Origin of the sequence: Rhizobium sp. CF142, from assembly GCF_000281145.1 — a bacterium.
Lineage (GTDB): Bacteria > Pseudomonadota > Alphaproteobacteria > Rhizobiales > Rhizobiaceae > Rhizobium.
The window spans coordinates 1-18109 of the sequence record NZ_AJWE01000046.1 but is presented as its reverse complement, the minus strand read 5'-3'; the positions used below and the strand labels follow the sequence as shown (position 1 = coordinate 18109).

Here is an 18109-nt window from a genome sequence, read left to right as displayed (position 1 = left end):
CCGCCACATTGGCAGCGGCTGCCGCAACGATTTCGGATGGCTTCGAAATCGTGTTGTACTGGTCGCCGGAAATGATCAGCTGAAGGGCTGCGATCGTCGCATCATTGCCGGTGACCGGCGGAACCGGCTTCACGCCTGCGGCCTTGAAGGCGGCAATCGCGCCGCCTGCCGTGCCATCATTGGCGGCAACCACGCCCTTGATATCGGCCCCGAAGCGGGTGATCTGGCCGGCAGCCCATTCCTGCGCCTTCGGCGGCGCCCATTCCGGCGTGTCATATTCGGCAAGCGTCTTGTAGGTGGATTCCTTCAGGCCGCGGTGGATGCCGTCGCGGATGAGGCCTGCGGCCGCATCGGTCGGCGAGCCGTTGATCTCGAGCACGCCTGCGCCGTCGGCAACACCTGAAGCCTTCAGATGCTCGACGAGCGACTTGGCGATCGCATAGCCGATGCCTTCATTGTCGAAGGAGACGTAATAATCGGCCGGCTTGTCCGGGATCGGGCGGTCATAGGCGATGACCTTGACGTCCTGGGACTGGGCGATTTCGACGAGGCCGGCTGCAGCGGCAGAATCGACAGGGTCAAGAACGACCACCTTGGCGCCCTGGGCAATGACCGAGTTGAACTGCTGCTGCTGCAACGAGGCATCGGCATTGGCGTTCTGGTAGATCACCGTGCACTTCGGGCACAGCTTCTCCATCTCGGCCTTGAAGCCCGGGAAGTCGTGCTGCTCATAGCGCGTGGATGCCTGGTCGGGCATCAGGAACGCGACTGTCGCGGCTTCCTGAGCCGAGGCCATGCCGGCAAAACCGATGAAAACGGTCGCCGAGGCCATAAGCAAATTGCGATAATTCATTTTCTCCTCCTTGGTGTGATCGAAAGACAGGCCCAGGCATTGCTGGAAGTCACTACGGTTCGCCCGCTCGCCGCCGCCTTCGCCGCCACAAAAACGATGAGCAAAGCACCCCTGCAAAAGGACAACCTCTCCGCAGCTTCTTGGAAATACCTCCCTGAACCGGTCTGTTGACCGGTTTGTATCATCGATTGCGCAATCTTGCTCAATCGATGAAGCAAGAATTGCCACTTCCTCCGATTGATGTCAAGTTACCGTCAAACGGAGACGGCATTTTGAATCAGGTGAAGCAGACGAAGAGGACGACGATTTACGATCTGGCGGAGCTTGCCGGCACATCCGCCAGCGCCGTCAGCGCCGTGCTCAACGGCAACTGGAAGAAGCGCAGGATCAGCAGCCAGCTTGCCGAAAAGATCATGAGGATCGCCGAGGAGCAGGGTTATGCGCTGAACATGCAGGCAAGCCTGCTCAGACGCGAAAAGTCCCACATCATCGGCATGATCGTGCCGAAATACGACAACCGCTACTTTGGCTCGATCGTCGAACTCTTCGAGGACATGGCGCGTGCGCGCGGCCTTTTCCCGATCATCACCTGCACGCGCCGCGACCCTCAGCTGGAGGTCGAGGCGGCGCGCACCATGCTGTCCTATCAGGTCGAATGCCTGATCGCGACGGGTGCCACGGACCCCGACCGTATCACCGAAATGTGCGCGGCTGCCGGCGTGCGCAGCCTCAATCTCGACCTGCCCGGCGCGCTTGCCCCCTCGGTCATCTCGGACAATTTCGCCGGTGCGCGGGAGCTGACGCGCCGCATCCTGAAAAATAGCGAACAGCGGCTCGGCAAGATGGAGCCGCTGCTCTTCATCGGTGGCCGCGGCAGTGACCACAACACCGCCGAGCGTATCCGCGGCTTTCGCGAGGCGCATGCCGACCTCGGCGTTGCCGTGCATGAGGAAAATATCCTTGCCTGCGGCTATGCGCCGGAGAAGGCTGAAAAGGCGTTGGACGAGCACGCGCTTGGCGGCAATGCACTGCCCAAGGGCATGTTCGTCAACTCGACGATCTCGCTCGAAGGCGTCATGCGCTGGATCCGCCGCTCCGGCCATCTCGACGATCGCAGTCTGGTGCTCGGCTGTTTCGACTGGGACCCCTTCGTCACACTGCTCGGAAACGGCATCGAAATGGTGCGCCAGGACGTGCCGGGCATGCTGAACAAGGTGTTCGAGCTCATCGAATCCGGAGCGAACAAACCTGTCGTCATCCAGGTGCCGCCCCTCATTCCGGAAGCGCAGGAAGCGTAAGCGTCTTTCCTGGCCAGTCGATTCTTGGTTCTGTCGACCAGCCCAAGAACAGCTTAGCTCTCGCTGTATAACGTCAATGTAGAGGAAGCTGCCCGGCCCTGCTGGCCGTCCAGATAGTCGCATCAGGCGCCTTCAACATTGTCGACGGTGGGTGGCTGGTTTCCGACGCCAAGGCAGGATCGATGCTTGGGTGGTTTCCGAAAAACGGATCTGAGAACCGGTCATCCTCTCCCGTTTGATCGTAAGCGTCGACTTTCGCAATACCCTTGTTTTGGGGATGTTGACGACGGGGAAATCGCTTTCTATGGGAAGCCGTCGACCCAGTGCGGCGGCAACAACAGGCGTCCGGTCATACGAGGTGACCGGGCGCTTTTTCATTTGCGAATCAAGCTTATTTCACCGCCTCCGGCGTGAAACGGGCGTAAAGGGCGTGGCGATTGCCAGGATAGACGAAGCGCACATGCGTGACCGGCCCTGATTTGTTCCAGGTGCGTCGTTCGACGACAAGGCATGCGGTTGATGCCGGGATGGAAAGCATGGCGCCCTCCTCCTCATCGACGCCGATTGCGAAGATCTTGTGCTCGGCAGCACTCCAGGGAACCTGGCTTAAGAGCCAGGGGCCGGGCGCCGTCTGCTCAAACGCCTCGCTGGCTGCCTCGGGCACGGTTTGAAGATTGATCAACCGCTTTTCCAGGCAAAACGGTTGCGTCCCAGCGTAGTGGGTGCAGATGATTTCGACGAGACTGGAATTTTGCTGCAGATCCAGCATCTGGCGGTCCTGCGCCTGTGCCTTCCTGCGGATGCGCTTTGCGACCTTGTAGGAATAGGCGAGATTGAGGGACTGTACCTCCGCCTTGATATCGTGAATCTCGAGCACTGCGGACTGCGCCTGCGGCTGGATGACGAAGCTGCCGGATTTCTTGCGGCGCTCGATGAGACCGGCTTTCACCAGCTGGGTCAGAGCCTTGTTCACCGTCATACGCGAGCAGTCGTATTGCTTCGTCAGCTCTATTTCGAACGGAATGCGGTAACCCGGCGGCCATTCGCCCGAGACGATGCGACCTTCGATATCGGTGAGGATACGTTGGTGTAAGGTCGTTTCCTTGGGTTCATTCATCATCACGCTCCGGCTCTTCCTCCGCTGTAACGCCTGGGAAGCGCCGAGGAAAGGTCGTCATGCCGCCAATAGCTCGTTCATCGCGGCGATGAAGCGGCGGTCAATCAGGTCGCGCCGCAGATGGCGGCCGTTTTCGACCTGCTTGCGGCCGAGCGACCAGACGCAGTCGACCGCCACACCACCGGCAAAAATCCAGTGATCGAGAAGCCGGTCCTCGGAGAGGTAGGAAACGGCATTGGTCTCGAGCGATACGATGTCGGCATGGTTGCCGGTGACAAGACCCGCCGGCGCCTTCAGTGCCGCACCACCGCCGGCAAGTGCCTGTTCGAAGAGGGCCTGGCCTGTGGAGCCGCCCGTTGATGCGATGACATTGCGGGCACGCAACGCCAGACGCTCGGAATATTCGAGCTGACGAAGTTCCTCGGCGATGGAAATCAGAATGTTGGAATCGGAACCGATGCCGAAGCGCCCGCCTTCCGACAGGAACAGGGGCGCCGAAAATGTCCCATCGCCGAGATTGGCTTCGGTAATCGGGCAGAGGCCGGCAATGGCGCCGCTCCTTGCCGTCTGGCGCGTTTCGTCATCGGTCATGTGGGTTGCGTGGATGAGGCACCAGCGCTGATCGACCGGTGCATTCTCGAGCAGCCATTGGACAGGCCTTGCGCCGGACCATGCCAAGCAATCCTCGACTTCCTTGACCTGTTCGGCGACATGAATGTGGATGGGGCCGTCGCCGGCAAGCCCAATGGCGACAGACAGTTCGTCCGGCGTGACGGCGCGCAGACTGTGCGGCGCAACACCGATCTCAGCGCCGGGGAGCCGGCCCGTGACCTTTCGGCATCCATCCATCAGCTGCGCAAAACTTTCTGCGGAGTTGATGAAGCGGCGCTGTCCCTCGATGGGTGCGGCGCCGCCGAAGCCGGAATGGGCGTAGAGAACCGGAAGCAGTGTCAATCCGATGCCGGTCTCCGCACTGGCCGCGCCGATGCGTTCGGCCATTTCGGCGATATTGGCATAGGGGCTGCCGTCCTTGTTGTGATGCAGATAGTGGAACTCACCGACGCGGCCAAAGCCCGCTTCCAGCATTTCCATATAGAGCTTGGCTGCCACCGCCTCGATATGGTCAGGCGTCATCGACAGGGCGAACTTGTACATGACGGTGCGCCAGCTCCAGAAACTGTCATTGGCCGGACCGCGTACTTCGGCAAGCCCCGCCATCGCCCGCTGAAAGGCATGGCTGTGGAGGTTCGGCATAGCCGGCAAAAGGGTGGCATGGCGCTCATCATCGGCATCAGGCGCGACATCCGTCTCGATTGCGGCAATCCGGCCGTTTTCGAGCGTCAGGCGCACATTCTCGCGCCAGCCTTCGGCCAGCAAGGCAGTCGTTCCATGAAGTTTCGTCATGATTGCTCCCCTTCTTCCTTATAGGCCCACCGCTTGCCTTTGTGCACAGGGCCATAAATTTCCACTTGTCATCACTGCTATTATGTATATACATATTGACCCATAAAGAAAGGCGTAAAGCTGATGAGTGGGAACAAATTTTCCAGATCGGGTCGCGGCTCCAGCGCCCGCTCGCTTTGGCGCAATACGCGCCTGGCGACGCTGCGGGAGGATCTGACGGGCCTCGGCATTATCGACAAAGGCGCCATCGTTTGCGAAGGCGGCCGTATCCTGTTTGCCGGCCCGGAAGGCGAATTGCCGTCCGCCCTGATCGAGACGGCCGAGATCACGGATCTTGAAGGCCGCTGGGTCACGCCGGGCCTCGTCGACTGCCACACGCATATCGTCTATGGCGGCAATCGGGCACGAGAATTCGAGATGCGCCTTGAGGGCGCGACTTATGAAGAGATTGCGCGCGCCGGCGGCGGCATCGTCTCCTCGGTGAAGGCAACCAATGCACTGTCCGTCGAGGGCCTGGTCGAGGCCGCGTTGCCGCGGCTGGATACGCTGCTCCGCGAAGGTGTCACCACCATCGAGATCAAATCCGGCTACGGCCTCAATATCGAGGCGGAGCTGAAGATGCTGCGCGCTGCTCGCGCGCTCGCAAATGTCCGACCCGTGCGGGTCGTCACCTCCTATCTCGGTGCTCATGCAACACCTGTCGAATACAGGGGACGCAATCAGGATTATATTACTGAAGTGGTCCTGCCTGGACTGGAACGGGCGTATGCGGAAGGCCTCGTCGATGCCGTCGACGGCTTCTGCGAAGGCATCGCCTTCTCGGTCGACGAGATTGGCCGAGTCTTCGACAAGGCCCGTTCGCTTGGTATTCCCGCCAAGCTCCATGCCGAGCAGCTTTCCAATCTCGGCGGCGCAAAACTCGCAGCCTCCTACGCCGCGCTTTCAGCCGATCATCTGGAATATCTGGATGAGGATGGCGCGCGGGCAATGGCTGCGGCCGGCACGGTCGCCGTGCTGCTTCCGGGCGCTTTCTACGCGATCAACGAAAAGCAGAAGCCACCGGTTCAGGCCTTGCGCCAGACCGGCGTGCATATCGCAATTGCCACGGACTGTAATCCCGGCACCTCGCCGCTGACGTCCATGCTGCTCACCATGAACATGTCGGCGACGCTGTTCGGGTTGACCGTGGAAGAATGCATTGCCGGGGCAACCCGCGAGGGCGCACGCGCGCTCGGCCTGCTCGCCGAAACAGGGACGCTCGAAGCCGGCAAGTCCGCCGATCTGGCGGTCTGGAATATCGAGAGCCCGGCCGAGCTCGTCTATCGCATCGGCTTCAACCCGCTTTATGCGCACATCTTCAAGGGCGAGAGGATCGACCGATGACCATCACTCTCCATCCGGGTTCCGTTTCACTTCAGGATCTCGCCACCATCTACTGGACCGGCGTTCCGGCAAAACTCGATCCGTCCTTTGATGCGGGGATCCTCAAGGCGGCGAAACGTATTGCCGAGATCGCTGCCGGCAATGCGCCGGTTTATGGCATCAATACCGGCTTCGGTAAACTTGCCTCGATCAAGATCGACAGCGCCGATGTGGCCACACTCCAGCGCAATCTCATCCTTTCCCATTGCTGCGGCGTCGGCGAGCCGCTGCCGGAAAATGTCGTGCGTCTCATCATGGCGCTGAAGCTCGTTTCGCTCGGCCGTGGTGCCTCCGGCGTGCGGCTCGACATTGTGCGGCTGATCGAAGCGATGATGGCGCGCGGCGTCATTCCGGTCATCCCGGAAAAGGGCTCGGTCGGCGCCTCCGGCGATCTTGCACCGCTTGCCCATATGACGGCCGTGATGATGGGCCACGGCGAGGCGTTCTTCGGCGGTGAAAGGCTGCATGGTGCAACGGCGCTTGTCAAAGCCGGGCTGCAACCGGTCGTGCTGGCCGCCAAGGAAGGCCTGGCGCTCATCAACGGCACGCAGACCTCGACGGCCCTTGCGCTTGCCGGTCTCTTCCGTGCGCACCGGGCGGCGCAATCGGCGCTGATTACCGGCGCCATGTCGACGGATGCGGCCATGGGCTCGTCCGCACCCTTCCATCCCGATATCCACACGCTACGCGGCCATCGCGGTCAGATCGACACGGCAGCGGGCCTCCGCGCCCTGCTCGAAAACTCGCCGATCCGCCAGAGCCATATCGAGGGCGACGAGCGTGTGCAGGATCCCTATTGCATCCGCTGCCAGCCGCAGGTCGACGGCGCCTGCCTCGATCTCCTGCGCTCGGTTGCCGGCACGCTCGAGATCGAAGCCAATGCGGTGACCGACAATCCGCTGGTGCTGTCGGACAATTCCGTCGTCTCGGGTGGCAATTTCCATGCCGAGCCCGTCGCCTTCGCCGCAGATCAGATCGCGCTTGCCGTCTGCGAGATCGGGGCAATCGCCCAGCGCCGCATCGCGCTGCTCGTCGATCCCGCCCTTTCCTACGGTCTGCCGGCCTTCCTCGCCAAGAAGCCGGGACTCAATTCCGGCCTGATGATTGCCGAAGTCACATCCGCCGCGCTGATGAGCGAGAACAAGCAGATGTCGCACCCGGCCTCCGTCGATTCGACGCCGACCTCGGCCAACCAGGAAGACCATGTGTCCATGGCCTGCCACGGCGCGCGCCGGCTTCTGCCGATGACCGAAAATCTCTTCAGCATCATCGGCATCGAAGCGCTCACCGCCGCACAAGGGGTGGAGCTTCGCGCACCGCTTGCGACCAGCCCCGAGCTCAAGAAGGCGATCGCCGCTATCCGCGCTGTTGTGCCGTCGCTGGAGGAAGACCGCTACATGGCGAACGATATGAAGGCGGCGACGGTGCTCATTGCAAGCGGCCGTCTCAACGCATCCGTTTCAAGCGGTATCCTGCCCGCTCTGGAGGTTTGACATGTCTGTTTTCGAGGTCAAGCAAGGCACTTCCCCCGTCATCCTCGGCTTTCCTCATACGGGCACCGAGGTTCCGGTCGATATATGGGAGCGCCTTGACGATAATGGCCGGCTGCTTGCCGATACCGACTGGCACATCCACGATCTCTATGACGGCTTGCTCGACAATCCGACCACGGTGCGCGCGACGTTCCATCGCTACGTGATCGATGCCAACCGCGATCCCTCGGGCACCAGCCTCTATCCCGGCCAGAACACGACCGGGCTGATCCCGGAGACGGATTTCGACGGCAAGGCAATCTGGAAGGATGGGGCCGCGCCGACCGAAGCCGATATCGCCGTCAGGCTGCGCGATTTTCACGCGCCCTACCATGGCGCCCTTGCGGCCGAGATCGAACGGGTCAAATCCATTCATGGCGTCGCCGTTCTCTACGACTGCCATTCCATCCGTTCGCACATTCCCTTCCTCTTCGAGGGCAAGCTGCCGGATTTCAATATCGGCACCGATATGGGCAAGACCTGCGATCCGGCGATTGAGCAGGCGACCATCGCCCTTGCGTCGGCTGCCGCAGGCTATGACAGCATCCTGAACGGCCGCTTCAAGGGCGGCTGGACGACCCGCCATTACGGCAAGCCGGAAACCGGCGTCCATGCCATCCAGATGGAGCTCGCACAATCCACGCATCTTGCAACCGAAGCGCCACCCTTTGCCTATGACGGCGAGGAGGCCGACAATCTGCGCATCCATCTCAAATCCATTCTGACGCGGATCGAAGAGATCGCGCTTGGTCTGAAACGCTAGAAAGGGAACATCATTATGACCGTTAACCCGCGCCACAATATCCGCGACGTCCGTGCGCCACGCGGCGATCAGCTGAACGCCAAGAGCTGGATGACCGAAGCGCCGCTGCGCATGCTCATGAACAATCTCGATCCCGACGTCGCAGAAAATCCGCATGAGCTCGTCGTCTATGGCGGCATTGGCCGCGCAGCCCGCACTTGGGACGATTTCGATCGCATCACTGCGACGTTGAAGACGCTCAACGAGGACGAGACGCTGCTGGTTCAGTCCGGCAAGCCGGTCGGAGTCTTCCGCACCCACAAGGATGCGCCGCGCGTGCTGATTGCCAATTCCAACCTCGTGCCGCACTGGGCGACCTGGGATCATTTCAACGAGCTCGACAAGAAAGGCCTTGCCATGTACGGCCAGATGACGGCCGGCTCGTGGATCTATATCGGCACGCAGGGTATCGTGCAGGGCACCTACGAGACCTTCGTGGAAGCCGGCCGCCAGCACTATGACGGCAATCTCACGGGCAAGTGGATCCTGACCGGCGGCCTCGGCGGCATGGGCGGCGCCCAGCCGCTGGCCGCCGTCATGGCCGGCGCCTGCTGCCTGGCCGTCGAATGCGACGAGACCCGCATCGATTTCCGCCTGCGCACCCGCTATGTCGACGAAAAGGCCCACACTCTGGACGAGGCGCTGGAAAAGATCGAGCGCTGGACCAAGGCCGGCGAAGCAAAGTCGGTCGGCCTCGTTGGCAACGCCGCCGAAATCTTCCCGGAACTGGTGCGTCGCATGAAGGCTGGCGGTCCGCGCCCCGATATCGTCACGGACCAGACTTCGGCGCATGACCCGCGCAACGGCTACCTGCCGGTCGGCTGGACGGTCGCAGAGGCCAAGGCCAAGCGCGAAACAGATCCGAAGGCCGTGGAGGCCGCAGCCCGCGCCTCGATGAAGGCGCATGTCGAGGCCATGGTCGCCTTCTGGGATGCCGGTGTTCCCACGCTCGACTACGGCAACAACATCCGCCAGGTCGCCAAGGACGAGGGTCTCGAAAACGCCTTCGCCTTCCCGGGCTTCGTGCCGGCCTATATCCGCCCGCTCTTCTGCCGCGGCATCGGCCCGTTCCGCTGGGCCGCCCTGTCCGGTGATCCCGAAGACATCTACAAGACCGACGCCAAGGTGAAGGAGCTGCTGCCCGACAACAAGCACCTGCACAACTGGCTCGACATGGCGCGCGAGCGCATTGCCTTCCAGGGCCTGCCGGCACGCATCTGCTGGGTCGGCCTCGGCGACCGCCACCGCCTCGGCCTTGCCTTCAACGAGATGGTCAAAAATGGCGAGCTTAAGGCGCCTGTCGTCATCGGCCGCGACCACCTCGATTCCGGCTCAGTCGCCTCGCCGAACCGCGAGACGGAAGCCATGAAGGACGGCTCGGATGCCGTCTCCGACTGGCCGCTCCTGAACGCGCTGCTCAACACCGCCTCCGGCGCCACCTGGGTATCGCTGCATCATGGCGGCGGCGTCGGCATGGGCTTCTCGCAGCATTCCGGCATGGTCATTTGCGCCGACGGCACTGACGATGCGGCCCGCCGCCTCGGAAATGTTCTTTGGAACGATCCGGCGACCGGTGTCATGCGCCATGCCGATGCCGGCTACGACATCGCTATCGATTGCGCCAAGGACAAGGGCTTGCGCCTGCCCGGCATTCTTGGAAACTGAGCCATGAAGGTTCTGCGCGCTGCTGGTCACAAACGCATGCCGTGGAAGAACGGTGGCGGCGAAACGGTGGAGATCGCCATTTCGCCTGGGGGCGCAGGACTTGCCGAATTCGATTGGCGGGTCAGCGCCGCTACCGTTGCTTCCGACGGGCCTTTCTCCGTCTTTCCCGGGATCGACCGCACGCTGTCGATCCTGGAAGGCAAGGGTATGCGGCTCTTCATCGAGGGGCGTGAGCCGGTGCTCCTGACGCAGGAGAGTGAACCCCTCGCCTTTGCCGCCGATATCGCCGTCTCGGCAACGCTGCCGGATGGCACAATCACCGACCTGAACGTGATGAGCAGGCGGGGTGCCGTGAGGCACGCAGTCGCGCGGCATTTCATCGACGGTAAGAAGAGCCTGGCGTTTGCGAAAGGGATTTTCCTAATCTTTTGCGCCAATGGAGCTCTGGCGGCGCGAACGGGTGCGCAGAGCATCGAACTCGACGCCGGCGATGCACTATTGCTTGAAGAGAGCGATGGCGACAGGCTCGATCTTTCCGGCCAGGCGCTCTGCTACGCCATCTCGATCGAGAAGGCGTAAAATCATGGAATGGGCTAGGGAAATTGCTTTTTCGAGGCAAGTTCCATATACAACTAGCCTATTCCTCGAAGATCTTGCCGTTGCGCGTTTCCAGCCTGTAGCGATGTCCGGGATAGACGAGGCGGGCGGTCGAGACCACCTGGCGGGCCGACCAGGTACGTCGGCGGATGGCAAGGCACGGCTCATTCTGCAGGATCGTCAGCAGCTTGCATTCCCAGGCGCGCGGCACCACCGCCTCGACGATATGCTCCGATGCGCTGAGCGGCGCTGCCGCCGTCAGATAGGCATTCGGCGTCAGCGTCGAAAAGTCCTGCGCCAGATAATCGGGCACAGCCCCCGGATTGACGAAGCGGTCCTCGATCTGCACGGGCACGCCATTCTCGTTGTGGACGATCAGCGAGTGGAAAACCGGCGCGCCGATCTCAAGCTCCAGCGCATCGGCAACCTCCGGAGAGGCCGGCTCCTCGGCCAGAACGATGACTGTCGCCTCATGAATATGACCACGCTCGGCGATCTCGTCGGCGATATTGCGCACCTCAAAGAGCGCCGAATAGCCTTTGCGTTCCGCAACGAAGGAACCGACGCCCTGGATACGGAGGAGTTCGCCTTCGTTCGCCAGTTCCCGAAGCGCCCGATTAGCAGTCATCTTGCTGACGCCGAGCTCCACCACAAGCTCGTTTTCGGAGGGCACGCGATGTCGCGGCGGCCATTCGCCGCTGCGGATCCGGTCGAGAATGACCTGCTTGACGCCAGCATAAAGCGGGCCGCCGTCATTTTCCGCCAGTTCGCGCTTCATCTCGCCGGAACGCTTCATTGCCTATTCCCTTTGCATGAATGGAATCTGCCTTTTAAATCGACTTTCCACTTGCATATCACAAAATATCTCATATGGTACCCTATACAACCTGCCGATCCAAAAATGAAACAAAGGATCAGGACGGGCAAGCCGGCGAAGATCGGCATTCATACCGCAAGGTCTGTCCAATCTCAGAGGAGATCACATCAATGAAGCTCAGCACGATTCTTCTTTCCTGCGCGATGACGGCAGCCGCCTTTGCGGCCCCTGCCTCTGCCAAGGACTGGACGAAGGCGACCATCACACTCGAAGGCGCCTACGCTCCCTGGAACCTCACCAATGCCGACGGCTCGCTCGGCGGCTTCGAACCGGAGCTCGCCAAGGTCCTGTGCGAACGCGCCAAGATCGAATGCACGCTGGTCGCATCCGACTGGGATGGCATGATCCCGGCGCTGAATGCCGGCAAGTTCGACGTCATCATGGATGCGCTGTCGATCACCGACGAGCGCAAGCAGGTCATCGACTTCACCATCCCATACGCTGCAACGCCGGCAGCCTTCGCCACCGCCAAGGACAGCCCGCTTGCCAACGCTTCCGGCACCGGCGCAACCATCAAGATGACGCCCGGCCAAACCGGCGTGAAGGAAATCGAAGCCTTGAAGGAAGCCTTCAAGGGCAAGACGATCGGCATTCAGGCAGCAACCGTCTATGCCAAGTTCGTCTATGATAATTTCGGCAGCATTGCCGAGATCCGCGAATACAAGACGGGGGCTGACCGCGACCTCGACCTGCAGAACGGCCGCATCGACCTCGGCTTCGACGATGCCGTCTACTTCAACAATGCGTTTGAAGCTGCCAATGGCGCGCTTGCCTTTACCGGTCCGGAAATCGTCGGCTCGATCTGGGGCGAGGGCGAAGGACTTGGCATCCGCAAGGCCGATACGGACCTGCGCGACAAGTTCAGCGAGGCGATCAAGTCGGCGCTCGCCGACGGCACGGTCAAGACGCTTTCCATGAAGTGGTTCAAGGTCGACGTCAGCCCGCAGAACTAAGCGTTCGAGGGAATCCGCGTTCCGTGGTCTCCACTTTGCGATCGGAGACCACGTGCTATTCTGACCGCCCGTCATCACGACGAAGACAGAGCTGGGAAGGCCCATGGCGACACTCGAATTGATTGGATTCGGCTCAACCGGGTGGGGAGCGTTCCTTCTCGTCGGCACATTGCTGACGCTCTGCGTGACCGCCACCGCACTTGCGATCGGCGCCGTGCTCGGCGCGATCATCGCAGCCGCGAAGCTCTCCAGCAATTTCGTGCTCGTCACGATCGGCCATATCTACACCACCGTTTTCCGCGGTGTTCCGGAACTGCTGATCATCTATCTGATCTATTTCGGCGGTTCTTCGGCCATTACCGCGATCGGCCAGTCCATGGGATATGAAGGCTTTCTCGGCCTGCCATCTTTTGCCGCCGGCGCGCTTGCCGTCGGCATCATCTCGGGCGCCTATCAGGCGGAGGTTTATCGTGGCGCCTACAACGCCATTTCCAAGGGCGAGCTCGAGGCAGCTTCGGCGATCGGCATGCATCGCGGTCTCAGGTTTCGCCGCATCATCATTCCCCAGGTTCTGCGCCTTGCCATTCCCGGCCTCGGCAATGTCTGGCAGCTCAGCCTGAAGGATTCGGCGCTGATTTCGGTAACCGGCCTTGCAGAATTGATGCGTTCGAGCCAGGTCGCCGCGGGTTCGACCCGGCAATATTTCCTCTTCTATATCGTCGGCGGTGCGCTCTATCTGATCCTCACCAGCCTGTCTGACCGCGTCTTCAACGGCGCCGAGCGCAAGGCCAATCGCAGCATGCCGGCTTCGGCCATGGGCCAGGCATAGGAGGGACAGATGGATATCGCCTTCCTGTTCAGCACCATGGTCACGCTCTTGAAAGCCGTGCCGACGACGCTGATCCTGTTCTTCCTGTCGATCTTCTTCGGCGGATTGCTGGCGCTCGTCATCGTCGCCATGCGCGTCAGCGGCAATCCGATCCTCTCCGGCTTCGCCAAGGGCTACATCTTCATCTTCCGCGGCTCGCCGCTCTTGATCCAGATGTTCCTGGTCTTTTACGGGCTCGGCCAGTTCGGCGTCATCCGCTATTCCTTCCTCTGGCCCTTCCTGCGCGAGCCGATGGTCTGCGCGGTTCTCTCGCTCGCTCTCTGCACCGCCGGCTACTCTGCCGAGATCTTCCGCGGCGGCATTCGCGCCGTCTCGCCGAAGGAAATCGAGGCAGCGCGCGCCATCGGCATGTCCGGCTTCCTGATGGTGCGCCGCATCCTGGCGCCGATCGCCTTCCGGCATGCGCTGCCGGCCTATTCGACCGAAATCGTGCTGATGATGAAATCGACAGCACTCGCAAGCCTCGTGACGGTCTGGGAAGTGACGGGCGTTGCACAGCGGCTGATTTCGCAGACCTACCGCACGATGGAAGTCTTTCTCTGTGCGGCCATCATCTACCTCGTTTTGAACTTCATCATCCTCCAGGCCATGTCCCTGCTGGAATACTGGCTGTCCCGACATCGCCGCGCTATTCCGGCGGCGCTGAAGGCTTGAACCCGACTGAACGTGATTGGAGCTTCCATGCCCGGCGTAACCCGACTTTCGGTCCGCAATATCAGAAAGAGCTTCGGCACCCATGAAGTGCTGCGCGGCATATCGCTCGATGCCGAAGATGGCGACGTGATCTCGCTGCTCGGCGCGTCGGGCTCCGGCAAATCCACTTTCCTGCGCTGTATCAATCTTCTTGAAGTGGCGAGCGACGGCGAAATCTGGGTCGACGGCGAACACATCCAGATGATCCACAAGAACGGCAAGACGAGACCGGCGAGCCAGAAGCAGGTCGACCATATCCGCTCCGAACTCGGCATGGTCTTCCAGTCCTTCAATCTGTGGTCCCATATGACCATCCTGCAGAATGTCATCGAAGGCCCCGTCCATGTCTTGAAGCGGCCGCGGGCCGAATGCATCGCCGAAGCCGAAGCGCTGCTCGAAAAGGTCGGCATTGCCGACAAGCGCCATGCCTACCCGGCGCATCTTTCGGGCGGCCAGCAGCAGCGGGCGGCCATTGCCCGTGCGCTCGCCATGAAGCCGAAGGTCATGCTGTTCGACGAGCCGACGTCAGCGCTCGATCCGGAATTGGTCGGCGAAGTGCTGCGCGTCATGCGCGCGCTTGCCGAAGAGGGCATGACCATGCTCGTCGTTACCCACGAAATGAGCTTTGCCCGCAATGTGTCGAACCGCGTCGTCTTCATGCGCGAAGGGCTGGTCGAAAGCAGCGGCACGCCGAACGAAATGTTCGGCGGCGGCGCATCGCCGGCTTTCCGCCAGTTCATCGGCCATTTCGGAACCGGCCAATGACCATCACCATCGACAGGGTTGCCGGCTGGCGCGATATCGCGCGCGTGGCCGAGGGGGAAGCGCTTGGCCTATCGCAAGCGGCCTGGGATCGTGTCACGCATGCAAGCCGCATCGTCGAGCGGGTCGTCGAGACCGGTGTGCGGGCCTATGGCATCAATACCGGTGTTGGTGCGCTTTCTGATACCGTTGTCGACAGGGCCTCGCAGAGCAGACTGTCACGCAACATCATTCTCAGCCATGCGGTGGGCGTCGGCGAATTGCTGGCACCGCGCGAGGTGCGCGCCATCATCGCCGCGCAGATCGCCAATTTTGCCCACGGACATTCCGGAGTGCGTCCCGAGATCGTCCGCTATCTCGCCATTTTTCTCGAAAGGGGCTGTATTCCCGACGTTCCCTCCAAGGGTTCGGCGGGCTACCTCACCCATAACGCCCATAATGCGCTGGTGCTGATCGGCGAAGGCAGCGCCCGCGTTAAGGGCGGCCATATGGGCGGCCGCGACGCGCTTGCCGCCATTAGCCTCGAACCATTGGTGCTCGGTGCCAAGGAGGGTCTCAGCCTCGTCAACGGCACAGCCTGCGCGACCGGGCTCGCAAGTGTTGCCCTGGCGCGCGCCGAGCGGCTTCTCGACTGGGCAGATGCGATCGCGGCACTCACGCTTGAAGCGGCCGGCTGCCAGATGGCGGCCTTCGATGCGGCCGTTCTGGCACTGCGTCCCTCCAAGGGCATCGCCAGCGTCGGTGCCTCGCTGCGTGCCCGGCTTGCCGGCAGCGGGTTGATATCAGCTGCGACAGGCAAACGGACGCAGGACGCGCTCAGCCTGCGTTCGATCCCGCATGCCCATGGTGCTGCGCGCGATGTCTTCGATATGTCGGCCCTCGTCGTCGATCAGGAGCTTGCCTCCGTCACCGACAATCCCGCCGTATCAGGCACGCCCGAGGAGCCGATCATATCCTCCGAGGCACATGCCGTAGCCCCTGCCCTTGCACAGGCTGCCGATAGTCTTGCGACGGCCCTCGCTCAGATTTCCGCCATGAGCGAACGGCGCATGGACCGCCTCGTCAATCCGCTCGTGAGCGGCCTGCCGCCGTTCCTCGCAAGTGATGCCGGCAGCAATTCTGGCCTTATGATCGCGCAATATACGGCAGCAGCGCTTGCCAACGAGAACCGGCGACTTGCCGCACCAGCCTCTACCGATGGCGGTATCACGTCCGGCTTGCAGGAGGATTTCCTGGCGCACCCGACGGCCGCCGCCAACAAGCTTCTCGCGCTGATCGATAATGCCGAATACATCCTGGCGATCGAATTGATGGCGGCTGCACAGGCCCACGAATTCCTCGTCGGTACCGCGTCGAGGGCGACGGGCACGGATGCTATCTACAAAGCCGTTCGCACGATCGTGCCTGCCTATGCCGATGACAGGCCGCTTTCGCGCGACATCGAGGCCTTGCGCGGACTGATCCGTGAGGCCACAGCACCAGCAATTCCCTGAGGAAACTTCATGACCGCCAGCTTCGACGTCGCCGTTATCGGCCTTGGTGCCATGGGAAGTGCCGCGCTCGCCTTTCTCGCGGGTCGCGGCGTCAGGGCGATCGGCTTCGATGCCTATTTTCCCGCCCATGCGCTGAGTTCTTCGCATGGTGACAGCCGCCTGATCCGGCTTGGCTATTTCGAGGACCCGTCCTATGTTCCGCTGCTCAAGCGCGCCTATCAGAACTGGCGGTCGCTGGAGGCACGCCTGCGCACTGAGATCCTGACGATAACAGGCGTGTTGCAGATCGGCGCACCGGACAGCAAGATCGTTGCCGGTACGCGCGCGTCCTCCGAACTCCACGGACTGGCCTATGAGGCGCTGGACAAGGAAGAGATGGCGCGCCGCTTTCCGGCCTTCCAGCTCGACGATCATGAGATGGCGCTGTTTGATCCGCAGGGCGGCTATCTTCGTCCCGAGGCGGCTGTGCTGGGCTACCTGAGGCTCGCTGTCGAAGACGGAGCCATCCTCCACTTCGGCGAGAAAGTGACCGCAATCGAGCCCGATGATGCCGGCGTGACGATCATCTCTGAAACCGGGCGGTATCGGGCAGGGAAAATCGTCGTGGCGACCGGATCGTGGATTGCCGAACTGATACCCCAGCTGAAGCAGGCGGCGGTGCCAATCCGTCAGGTGGTTGCCTGGTATCAGCCGCAGGATGATGTCGCCACGCAGCCGCAGCGCATGCCCTGTTTCCTGCGGGACGAAGGTGCGCAAGGCACCTATTTCGGTTTTCCCGCCATCGGCGTCGACGGGGTGAAGGTCGGCAAGCACGCACATTTCCGCGAGCCGATCGATCCTAACAAGCCAAATCCGCCCGTCAACGATGCCGACCGGGATTTGCTTGACAGCTTCATCAGGAAGCGTGTTCCGGCTGCGGCCGGTCTTCGCATGAAGGAAACGACCTGCCGCTATACGATGCTGCCGACCGAGGACTTTCTTCTCGACCATATGCCAGGCGAAAAGAACATTGTCGTCGCTTCGCCCTGCTCCGGCCACGGCTTCAAGTTCACGAGCGTCGTCGGCGAAATCCTGGCGGATCTTGCCATTGATGGGCAGACCGACCTGCCGATCAATGCCTTTTCCTTTGCCAAGGTCTAGAACCGCGGGCGGCAGCCCGGAGGGCATTGGCGGCTGAGTAAGTCGCCTATGCGGGAAGAACTCGTGGATGATCTCATGATCGTCGATCTCATCGAACCGCAGAACGCCAAATTCACTGATCTGTCTCTTGTTCGAGCGGACAGTACCGCCAAGCAGATCGGAAGGGCAGGAGAAAGAGCAACGTTCTGTCTCGCATTGCGAGGCTAGGAAAGTGGTGTTGCTTTTTCGACCAGCTATGTTGCTTCTTGGACTAGCTATATGGAATAATGAAGGCGCGCATGAACCGCCAGCTTGGCAGGAACCAAGCTGTAATTAATTCTTCACCAATATTGCGCCGATTCTGGCAGCGGTTCATAACCGCTGACACCCTGAGCGAAGAGCCGACTCCTTGCTAAGCCGAGATTGATGCGGCTAGCGTCGACTTGACGAATAAAGTCATTGGTGGTGTCGCTTTCGATATGCGGGCGGATCGATGACCGCGACGCGTTCGACCTGATAATCGGATAAGGCTGCGACATCGATGCGTCCGCATCGCACTCCTTGATTGTACCAGATCGATTATTCCCGTAAAAGGTTTTGGTGATTAACGACGGGCGAGCCGTTACGATGGAT

The 18109-nt window shown here is 61.4% G+C and carries 16 protein-coding genes and 1 pseudogene; 12 read left to right on the top strand and 5 right to left on the bottom strand.

Annotated elements, in window-relative coordinates; genetic code table 11:
* A partial coding sequence (locus tag PMI11_RS12210) for an ABC transporter substrate-binding protein (protein ID WP_244430561.1) occupies positions 1-832 on the bottom strand: 832 nt, incomplete at its 3' end.
* A 293-nt stretch (positions 833-1125) separates the two neighbouring features.
* Here PMI11_RS12210 and PMI11_RS12205 point away from each other — a divergent pair.
* A complete protein-coding gene (locus PMI11_RS12205; protein ID WP_007817228.1) occupies positions 1126-2151 on the top strand; it encodes a LacI family DNA-binding transcriptional regulator in 1026 nt (341 codons plus the stop codon).
* A gap of 391 nt (positions 2152-2542) precedes the next feature.
* Here the strand turns inward: PMI11_RS12205 and hutC (PMI11_RS12200) are convergent, their stop codons facing one another.
* Positions 2543-3268, bottom strand: coding sequence for a histidine utilization repressor (gene hutC / locus PMI11_RS12200; RefSeq protein ID WP_007817226.1), 726 nt, complete (start codon positions 3266-3268; stop codon positions 2543-2545).
* A 57-nt stretch (positions 3269-3325) separates the two neighbouring features.
* The gene (locus PMI11_RS12195; protein ID WP_007817224.1) at positions 3326-4672 is read right to left on the bottom strand and encodes a formimidoylglutamate deiminase; all 1347 of its coding nucleotides are present in this window, start codon (positions 4670-4672) and stop codon (positions 3326-3328) included.
* Positions 4673-4795: 123 nt separating this feature from the next.
* On the opposite strand from PMI11_RS12195, the gene hutI reads away from it, so the two are divergent.
* From hutI to PMI11_RS12170, 5 genes are read left to right on the top strand one after another with little or no spacing between them, the layout of a single operon-like run.
* Positions 4796-6055 carry an imidazolonepropionase gene (gene hutI / locus PMI11_RS12190; protein WP_007817222.1) on the top strand — a complete coding sequence of 420 codons (1260 nt, stop codon included), beginning with the start codon at positions 4796-4798 and terminating at the stop codon, positions 6053-6055.
* Complete coding sequence (gene hutH, locus PMI11_RS12185) at positions 6052-7587, top strand: histidine ammonia-lyase (RefSeq protein ID WP_007817220.1); 1536 nt, start codon at positions 6052-6054, stop codon at positions 7585-7587. Before hutI ends, hutH (PMI11_RS12185) begins: the two co-directional genes overlap by 4 nt.
* 1 nt (position 7588) lies before the next feature.
* A complete protein-coding gene (gene hutG, locus PMI11_RS12180) occupies positions 7589-8389 on the top strand; it encodes an N-formylglutamate deformylase (RefSeq protein ID WP_007817218.1) in 801 nt (266 codons plus the stop codon).
* 15 nt (positions 8390-8404) lie between these two features.
* Positions 8405-10093, top strand: coding sequence for a urocanate hydratase (gene hutU / locus PMI11_RS12175; protein WP_007817216.1), 1689 nt, complete (start codon positions 8405-8407; stop codon positions 10091-10093).
* Between the two features lie 3 nt (positions 10094-10096).
* Positions 10097-10672, top strand: a complete 576-nt coding sequence (locus PMI11_RS12170; RefSeq protein ID WP_007817215.1) for a HutD/Ves family protein — start codon at positions 10097-10099, stop codon at positions 10670-10672.
* Positions 10673-10730: 58 nt separating this feature from the next.
* Here the strand turns inward: PMI11_RS12170 and hutC (PMI11_RS12165) are convergent, their stop codons facing one another.
* Complete coding sequence (gene hutC / locus PMI11_RS12165; RefSeq protein ID WP_007817213.1) at positions 10731-11486, bottom strand: histidine utilization repressor; 756 nt, start codon at positions 11484-11486, stop codon at positions 10731-10733.
* A 191-nt stretch (positions 11487-11677) separates the two neighbouring features.
* Here hutC (PMI11_RS12165) and PMI11_RS12160 point away from each other — a divergent pair, with 191 nt between their 5' ends.
* From PMI11_RS12160 to solA, 6 genes are all read left to right on the top strand, one after another.
* Positions 11678-12520, top strand: a complete 843-nt coding sequence (locus PMI11_RS12160) for a transporter substrate-binding domain-containing protein (RefSeq protein ID WP_007817211.1) — start codon at positions 11678-11680, stop codon at positions 12518-12520.
* A 103-nt stretch (positions 12521-12623) separates the two neighbouring features.
* Positions 12624-13349 carry an ABC transporter permease gene (locus tag PMI11_RS12155; protein ID WP_007817209.1) on the top strand — a complete coding sequence of 242 codons (726 nt, stop codon included), beginning with the start codon at positions 12624-12626 and terminating at the stop codon, positions 13347-13349.
* Positions 13350-13358: 9 nt separating this feature from the next.
* Complete coding sequence (locus PMI11_RS12150) at positions 13359-14063, top strand: ABC transporter permease (RefSeq protein WP_007817207.1); 705 nt, start codon at positions 13359-13361, stop codon at positions 14061-14063.
* Between the two features lie 27 nt (positions 14064-14090).
* On the top strand, positions 14091-14867 hold the full coding sequence (locus PMI11_RS12145) for an ABC transporter ATP-binding protein (RefSeq protein ID WP_007817206.1): 777 nt from the start codon (positions 14091-14093) through the stop codon (positions 14865-14867).
* Positions 14864-16357 (top strand): HAL/PAL/TAL family ammonia-lyase, encoded by a 1494-nt coding sequence (gene hutH, locus PMI11_RS12140; RefSeq protein WP_007817204.1) that lies wholly within the window; start codon positions 14864-14866, stop codon positions 16355-16357. The genes PMI11_RS12145 and hutH (PMI11_RS12140) overlap by 4 nt, the downstream gene beginning before the upstream one ends.
* A 9-nt stretch (positions 16358-16366) precedes the next feature.
* Positions 16367-17497, top strand: a complete 1131-nt coding sequence (gene solA / locus PMI11_RS12135) for an N-methyl-L-tryptophan oxidase (protein ID WP_007817202.1) — start codon at positions 16367-16369, stop codon at positions 17495-17497.
* Positions 17498-17817: 320 nt separating this feature from the next.
* Here solA and PMI11_RS37930 read toward each other — a convergent pair.
* Positions 17818-18109 (bottom strand): annotated as a pseudogene (locus PMI11_RS37930) (hypothetical protein); the annotation flags it as partial.